The 8143-nt window shown below is 74.6% G+C and carries 5 protein-coding genes; 1 reads left to right on the plus strand and 4 read right to left on the minus strand.

The features are described from left to right. Positions 1-184 precede the first annotated feature (184 nt). A complete protein-coding gene (locus C6N75_RS22165; protein ID WP_105870660.1) occupies positions 185-2764 on the minus strand; it encodes an ABC transporter permease in 2580 nt (859 codons plus the stop codon). Further along, complete coding sequence (locus C6N75_RS22170; protein ID WP_105870661.1) at positions 2761-3549, minus strand: ABC transporter ATP-binding protein; 789 nt, start codon at positions 3547-3549, stop codon at positions 2761-2763. Before C6N75_RS22170 ends, C6N75_RS22165 begins: the two co-directional genes overlap by 4 nt. Positions 3550-4065: 516 nt before the next feature. Between C6N75_RS22170 and C6N75_RS22175 the strand changes: the two genes are divergently transcribed. Further along, on the plus strand, positions 4066-5697 hold the full coding sequence (locus C6N75_RS22175; protein WP_407703258.1) for an MFS transporter: 1632 nt from the start codon (positions 4066-4068) through the stop codon (positions 5695-5697). A gap of 104 nt (positions 5698-5801) precedes the next feature. Here the strand turns inward: C6N75_RS22175 and C6N75_RS22180 are convergent, their stop codons facing one another. Beyond that, the gene (locus tag C6N75_RS22180; RefSeq protein WP_105870662.1) at positions 5802-6686 is read right to left on the minus strand and encodes a cellulose-binding protein; all 885 of its coding nucleotides are present in this window, start codon (positions 6684-6686) and stop codon (positions 5802-5804) included. Between the two features lie 116 nt (positions 6687-6802). Then, positions 6803-8143: SUKH-4 family immunity protein (locus C6N75_RS22185; protein WP_258177543.1), on the minus strand; the 1341-nt coding region annotated here is incomplete at its 5' end.

Genomic DNA, 8143 nt, shown 5'->3' on the forward strand with positions numbered 1-8143 from the left:
GGGCGACGGGGAGAGGCGGCGGCGGGCAGCGGGCCGGGCGACGGGGAGAGGCGGCGGCGGGCAGCGGGCCGGGCGGCGGAGGGGGCCCGCCCCCCGTGGACCGGCCCCCTCGCCTACCGGACCCCCGTGCGAGCCGGGTCCGGTGCCCTGCGCCCCTGAAGCTCACCGCGGGCTCACCGCGTGGTCACTCGGTGGCGATGGCGTTGAGGACGTTCATCCGGCCGGCGCGGAAGGCGGGGACCAGGGCGGCTATCAGGCCGACGAACGCCGAGCCGACGAAGACCGCGCCGATCGTCGGCCAGGGGATCTCCAGGACCTTCAGGCCCTCCAGGGCCAGCAGCTTCTGCGCGGCGGCGCCCCAGCCCAAGCCGAGCCCCAGGCCGAGCAGTGCGCCGAACAGGGCGATGACCACCGACTCCAGGCGGATCATGCGGCGCAGTTGGCGGCGGGAGAGGCCGATGGCCCGCATCAGCCCGATCTCCCGGGTGCGCTCCACCACGGACAGGGCCAGGGTGTTCACCACGCCGAGTACGGCGACGATGATGGCCAGCGCGAGGAGCCCGTAGACGATGTTGAGGAGCTGGCCTACCTGGTCCTCCAGGTTCTTCTTGTAGTCGGTCTGGTCGCGCACGTCGTACTGCGGGTAGGTCGCGAACGCCTTCTTCAGGGCGGAGTAGGCGGCCGCCTCCTGGCCGTCGGTCGCCTTGCCGAACAGGATGACGTTCTTCGGCATCTTCTCGGCGGGCAGGTGCTTCGCCGCGGTGGCGATGCTGGTGTAGGCGGCGCCCTTGTCCACGGCGGCGTCGTCCGAGGTGATCGCGGCGACCTTCAGCCGGGTGGTCTCGCCGCCCTGGAAGGCCACCGTCAACGAGTCCCCGACCTTGATCCCGTGCTCGTCGGCGTAGAGGCTGCCGACCGACATGGCCCCCTCGCCGTAGGCGTCCGCCAGCGTGCCGGAGACGGTCTCGCGCCGCAGGTCGCCGGCGTACGTCGGGTCGGCGGCGACCAGGCCCTCCTTGGTCCGGCTGCCGTCGGGCGCGGTGAGGACGGTGTCCACGATCCGGTACTCGGTGACGTGGTCCAGACCGGCGGTCTCCTTCATGGCGCGCTCGGCCTGCGGCACGATCGGCTGGCCGGTGGGGCTCATCACGATGAAGTCCGCGCCCACCGTGCGGTCCAGCTCGTCGGTGGCCGAGGCCACCATCGAGGAGCCGACCACCGCGAGGCCGGCGACCAGGGCCAGGCCGATCATGAGGGCCGCGCCGGTCGCACCGGTGCGGCGCGGGTTGCGCAGCGCGTTGCGCTCGGCGAGGCGGCCGACGGGGCCGAAGACCCGCAGCACGACGGCGCCCAGCACCCGCACCACGCCACCGGCGAGCAGCGGGCCGACCACCACGAAGCCGACCAGGGTGAGCACCACTCCCAGGCCCAGGAACAGCGAGCCGCCGGCCGCGTCGGTGGAGCGCGCGGCGGCCAGCAGGGCGGCCGCGCCGCCCGCGGTGAGCAGCAGCCCCAGAGCGCCGCGGACCCGGCCGGCCCGGCGGTCGGCGGGGGTGCCGGCGTCCCGCAGCGCGGCCATCGGGGAGATCCGGCCGGCCCGGCGGGCCGGGACGTAGGCGGCGACCACGGTGACGACGACGCCGAGGACCAGTCCGACCACCGGGGTCGTCCAGCGCACCGTCAGGTCGCCGGTGGACAGCTCCATGCCGACGGCCGACATCAGTTCCATCAGACCCACGGCCAGCCCCACTCCGGCGGCGACGCCGAGGACCGAGCCGAAGGCGCCGAGGAGCACGGCCTCAAGGAGCACCGAGCGGTTGACCTGGGAGCGGCCGGCGCCGATGGCCCGCATCAGCCCGATCTCCCGGGTGCGCTGGGCGACCAGCATGGAGAAGGTGTTGACGATGAGGAACACGCCGACCAGCAGGGCGATCCCGGCGAAGCCGAGCATCGCGTACTTCATCACGTCGAGGAACCCGGCGACGTCCTGCCGCCCGGCGTCCGCGACCTCCTCCTCCGTCTGGACCTGGTACTTGCCGCCGAGCTCGGCGGTCAGCTCCCTCTTCAGCTCGCGCTGGCCGGTCCCGTCCTCGGCGTCGACCGTCACCTTGGTGAACAGCCCCTCTGCGCCGAGCAGTTGCTTCTGGGCGGTGGCGGTGTCGAACCAGACGACGGCCGCGCCCGGGTTGGTCACCTTGAAGGCCGCGATGCCGGAGATCCGGGCGGTGAAGTCCCCGGTGACGGCGATGGTGCGCAGCTCGTCGCCGATCGCCAGGCCGTGCTTCTCCGCGGTGTCGGCGTCCACCAGCACGTCGGTGGGGCCGCGCGGCGCGTGGCCGGAGGCGATCTCGAACGAGCGCAGCTCGTTGTCTGACCAGTTGCCGGCGATCGTGGGGGCGCCGGTGGTGGAGCCCATGTTCTTGTTCCGGGAGTCGACCACGGTGACGCTCATCGACTCGACCACGCCCTGCGCCGAGCGCACCCCCGGCGCCGCCGCGACCTGCTCGACGAGGGAGGCGGGCAGCGCCTCGGGGCGGCCGGTCGCCGGCCCGGAGTCGTCGTCCTCGGTCGCCGCGCCCTCGGGGCTGACCGTGACGTCGGAGGCGCCCATCGCGAACAGCTTGTCGAAGGTGGTGTTCATGGTGTCGGTGAACACCAGCGTGCCGCTGACGAACGCCACCGACAGCAGCACCGCCACCGCCGACAGGGCCATCCGGCCCTTGTGGGCCAGGACGTTGCGCAGTGAGGTTCTCAGTACGCTCACGACGTCCGCCCCCGCGCGTCGAAGTCCTTCATCCGGTCCAGCACGGCCTCGGCGGTGGGTCGGGTCATCTCGTCCACGATCCGGCCGTCCGCCAGGTACAGCACGCGGTCCGCGTAGCTCGCGGCCACCGGGTCGTGGGTGACCATCACGATCGTCTGGCCCAGCTCGTCCACCGAGCGGCGCAGGAAGCCGAGCACCTCGGCCCCGGCCCGGGAGTCGAGGTTTCCGGTGGGCTCGTCGCCGAAGATGATGTCGGGGCGGGCGGCCAGTGCCCGCGCCACCGCGACCCGCTGCTGCTGCCCGCCGGAGAGCTGGGTGGGCCGGTGCCGCAGCCGGTCGGCCAGCCCCACCGTCTCCACCACCTGCTGCAACCAGCCCGCGTCGGGCTTGCGGCCGGCTATGTCCATCGGCAGCGTGATGTTCTCCAGCGCGTTGAGCGTCGGCAGCAGGTTGAACGCCTGGAAGATGAAGCCGATCCGGTCCCGGCGCAACTGCGTCAGCTTCTTGTCCTTGAGCCCGGTGATCTCCGTGTCGTGCAGGAAGATCTGCCCGCCGGTGACGGTGTCGAGGCCGGCCAGGCAGTGCATCAGCGTCGACTTGCCGGAGCCCGAGGGGCCCATGATGGCGGTGAACTCGCCACGGGCGATGTCCACGTCGACGTGGTCCAGCGCCACGACCCGGGTCTCCCCCGCGCCGTACGCCTTGACGACCTGGCGCGCCCGCGCCGCAACAGCCGTCCGCCCTCCCGTACCCCCGTGCTTGGGGGTCGTCACAGCCGTTGTCACGGTATGTCTCCTTCAGTGGGTCAGTGTGGGTCGTCGGTCGGTCAGGTCTGTCGACACGGGCCTGTCGACACGGGCTTGTCGACAGGGGTCTGTCGACAGGGGCCTGTCGACACGGGTCTGTCGGTGACAGCCGCCGGAGACAGCCCGTCGGAGACGGTCTGCGATGACGGCCTGTCGATGACGGCCTGTCGGCCCTTTCCTGCCGGTGCTTCGAGTCTGCCGGGCTGCACCGCCCCGGCGCCCTGGTGCCTGGCGGTGTCTTCTTCCGGGGGTTAACCCCCCGGTCCCATCTCTCCGTGCGGGGACCGGCCCCGCCCTCGGCGCCATTCCCCGCGTCTCCCCCGGCGCCTAAGGACAACCTAAAGACGCCACCGTGCCGCCGCCCTCCTCCCGCGGGACGAACGGACCCCGGTGCGCTCCGGGTGCCCGCCCCTAGGGGATCGGGCGGCTCTTCTCCCCCGGGAGAGGGAGTGAGAGGGTGAACCGGCAACTAGCTGCATAGGGAAAGGACTCGGGGTGTCCGACACAGGGGAACGGGCCGCCGGAGCGGCCGGCGGCCGGCGCGGGCCGGTGGTCGCCGCGCTCATGCTCGGCATGGCCCTCGCCGCCCTGGACGGCACCGTCGTCTCCACCGCGGTCCCGCAGATCGTCGGCGACCTCGGCGGACTGTCCGTCTTCTCCTGGCTGTTCGCCGGCTACCTGCTCGCGGTGACCGTCACCCTCCCCGTCTACGGCCGGCTGTCGGACACCTACGGCCGCAAGCCCGTCCTCGTCGCCGGCATCATCCTCTTCCTCGCCGGCTCGCTGCTGTGCGCCGCCGCATGGGACATGCCCTCGCTCATCGCGTTCCGCATCGTCCAGGGGCTCGGCGGCGGCGCGCTGCAAGGCACCGTCCAGACCATCGCCGCCGACCTCTACCCGCTCAAGGAGCGCCCGAAGATCCAGGCCCGGCTCTCCACCGTCTGGGCCACCTCGGCCGTCGCCGGCCCCGCGCTCGGCGGTCTGCTCGCCGGGTACGCGCACTGGCGGTGGATCTTCCTGATCAACCTGCCGCTCGGGCTGCTCGCCCTCTGGCTGGTCGCCCGCCACCTCGTCGAACCGTCCCGCCCTGGCGGACGCGGCACCACGACCGCCGGCGCCCCGCCCCGTACCGCCGCGGCCGCCCGGATCGACTGGCCCGGCGCGCTGGCCATCTTCGCCACCGGCACCCTGCTGCTGACCGCGCTCGTCCAGGGCGGCACCGCCTGGCCCTGGCTCTCCGTGCCCTCGCTCACCCTGCTCGGCGGCGCCGCGGTGCTCACCGCCGTCACCGTCGCCGTCGAGCGCCGGGCCGCCGCCCCGATCATCCCCGGCTGGGTGTGGCGGCGGCGCACCATCGCCGCCGTCAACCTCGCCCTCGGCGCCCTCGGGCTGCTGATGGTGGCCCCGACCGTCTTCCTCCCGACGTACGCCCAGTCCGTGCTCGGCCTCGGCCCCATCGCGGCCTGCTTCGTGCTCTCCTCGATGACGCTGTCCTGGCCGCTCACCGCCGCCTTCTCCAGCCGCCTGTACACCCGGATCGGCTTCCGGCGCACCGCCGTCATCGGCATGTCCGGCGCCGTGCTGGTCCTGCTCGCCTTCCCGCTGCTGCCCTACCCGGGCGAGCCGTGGCAGCCGGCCCTGATCATGCTGCTGCTCGGCGGCTGCCTGGGCCTGTTCCAACTGCCGCTGATCGTGGGCGTGCAGTCCACCGTCGGCTGGGCCGAACGCGGCACCACCACCGCCTCGGTGCTCTTCTGCCGCCAGGTCGGCCAGAGCGTGGGCGCAGCCCTCTTCGGGGCCGTCGCCAACGCCGTCCTCGGCGCGCACCTCACCGAAGGCGGGCCCGCGGGCGGCAGCCTGGACGATCCGGCGGCGGCGCTCACCCCGCGCGCCGTGGACGCCGCCGTGGAGTACGTCTTCCTCGGCGCCGCCGCGGCCGGCGCCCTCGCCGTCCTCGTCCTGCTCACCCTGGCGCCCCGCCGCTTCCCGGTCCTCGAAGAGCCAGCCCAGACAGACGAGACAGACAAGGCAGGCGAGGCAGACGAGGCAGGCCAGGCAGACGAGGCCGGAGAGCCGGGGAGCCCGCGGAGCCCGGAGAACACGTCGATCAAGTCGAGCAAGCGCTGAGGCATTGCGGCACAGCGGCACTGCCGGCACAGCGGCACTGCGGCACTCATGCGCTGACGCGCCTACCCACTGCGGCGCTGAAGGCGGCCCGCGACCCGCGGGGGCTACTCCTCCGCGCCGCGCCCCGTCAGCGCCGCGAGGCTGCTGCGGACATGGGCCATGTGGGCCCGCATCTCCTCCGCGGCCGACTCGTGCTCGCGCAGCAGCCGCTCCGTCTCCCGCTCGGTGCGCTGGGCCTCGCGCCGGGCCTGGCCCAGCAGATCGTCCGCCCGGGCGGACGCCTCCTCGTCGGTGCGCCGCGCCTGCTCGGCCGCCTCCGCGCGGACCCGCTCGGCCGCCGCCAGCCTCTCCCCCGCCGCCGCCAGCAGCCGGTCGTGCTCCCCGGTCAGCGCCGCCTCCCGGCCGGCCGCCTCCCGCTCCGCCGCCTCGCCGATCTCCCCGTGCTTGCGGCGCTGCTCGGCGAACAGCCGCTCGCCGCGCTCGCGCACCGCCCGCAGCACCGCCGCACCCTCGTCCCGGACCCGGCCCGCCTCCTCCCGGGCCGCCGCGCGCTCGGCCTCCGCCGACTCCCGGGCCGCGCCCAGGGTCTTCTCGGCCCACGCGTCCGCGTCCGCCCGTACCGCGTCGCCCGCCGCCTGCGCCGCGTCCCGCAGACCGGCCGCCTCCTGCCGGGCCTCCTCGGCGAGCTTCCCGGCGTCCGCGACCGCCTGCGCCCGCAGCGCCTCGGCCTCCTCCTCGGCGAGCGCCAGAATCCGCTGCGCCCGGGCGCCCAGCTCCTCGTACCGCTGCGGCGGCAACCCGGCCGCGTGCTCCCGCAGCCGCTCCGCCTCCGCCGCCGTCTCGGCCACGACCGCGTCCAGCTCACCGGCGCGCCGCCGGGCCTCCCGCAGCTCGGCGTCCAGCTCGGCGACCGCGCCGTCCACCTGCGCCGGCCGGTACCCGCGGCCCCACACCAGATCGAACGCGGACGTACCGCCTATACCACTCATGTCCGACGCGCTCCCTTCCCCCGTCCAGCATGCCCCACCCGCACGGTACGGAGCAGGGCACCCGACCCGATCCGGCCGGACACCCCACCCCGTGACCGATTCCCGCTAGCGGCGGCCTACAGCAGCCCGTCCCACATCTGCTCCAGCAGCACCGACCACCAGCTCTCCGGCGACGCCAGCGCCGCCGGGTCCAGCATCGCCAACTGCGCCTGGAAATCGACCGTCCAGCGCCCCGCCTGCTCCGGCGTCAGCCCGAACCGCAGCCGCCACATGCGCCCCAGCAGCGCCATGCAGCGCACGAACTCCGGCAGCCCCGAGTTCACGAACTGCGGGGCATGCGCCCGCCCGTCCGCACCCGCCTCCACCGGCACCGCCACGATGTGCGCCGTGCCGTACTGCACGCAGATCGCCCGGCCGAAGTCCGAACCGACCACCAGATACGACCCGGCGTCCGCCGCCGGACGCACCTGCCGCTGCGCCGCCAGCTCCGCCAGCGTCGGCACCACCGGATGCGCCGGCTGCGCCCAGAAGAACGGTCCGAAGTCCGCCGGCAGCCCCGCCCACACCAGCGTCCGCGCCACCAGCTCCGGCACGCCCTGGCGGGACACCTGCCGCTGGTCGAACCGGCAGATCCCCGGCCCGAACGCCCCGGCCAGCTCCTGCGCCACCGCCTCCGGCGGCACCGGCGGAACCGGCTGCACCTGCGGCAGCGGCGCCCGCACCGGCGCCGGACGCACCGGCCCGTCCGCCACCTGGTGCAGCTCGCCGTGGTGCGCGATCAACTGGCCCATGCCCTGCTGCCGGGACGCGTGATCACGCCCGTACGGGGCGATCGACGTGATCCGCGCCTGCGGCCACGTCTCCCGGATCATCCGCGCGCAGTACCCGCCTGGCAGCTCGCACGAGCCCAGCTCGGTGTGCAGCTCCAGCACCGCCTGCGGCGGCACGTTCATCGCCCGCAGCTCGTGCAGGATCTGCCACTCCGGATGCGGCATCCCCGGCGCCGAACGCCGGATCAACTGCGCCTCCGACCCGTCGTGCGCCCGGTAGCGCAGCACGGCCTGGTAGCCGGGCCCCACCGTCGGCACCCCGGCCGACGGCTGCGGATAGCCGTACGCCGGCGGCACACCCCCGGGCCCGGGACCGGCCTGCGGCGGCGGTACGGCCCCGGGCCCCGGACCGGCCTGCGGCGGCGGTACGGGGCCGGGCACGCCGTTCGGCGGCGGTACGGGGCCGGGGGCCGGGGGCACACCCGGCCCACCGGGACCGCCGAGCGTCCCCGGGCCCGGCTGGGACAGCATCGTCTGCGCGTAGTGCACGTCGTTGCCCTGCGGCGGCGTCGCCCCGGGCGGACCCGGCGGAGGCGGCGGCGTCGCCCCGGGCGGCGGAGGCACAGCGCCCGGCGCGCCGGGACCCGGCTGGGCCAGCATCGTCTGCGCGTAGTGGACGTCACCGCC

Origin of the sequence: Streptomyces solincola (assembly GCF_002982015.1) — a bacterium.
Taxonomy (GTDB): domain Bacteria; phylum Actinomycetota; class Actinomycetes; order Streptomycetales; family Streptomycetaceae; genus Streptomyces; species Streptomyces solincola.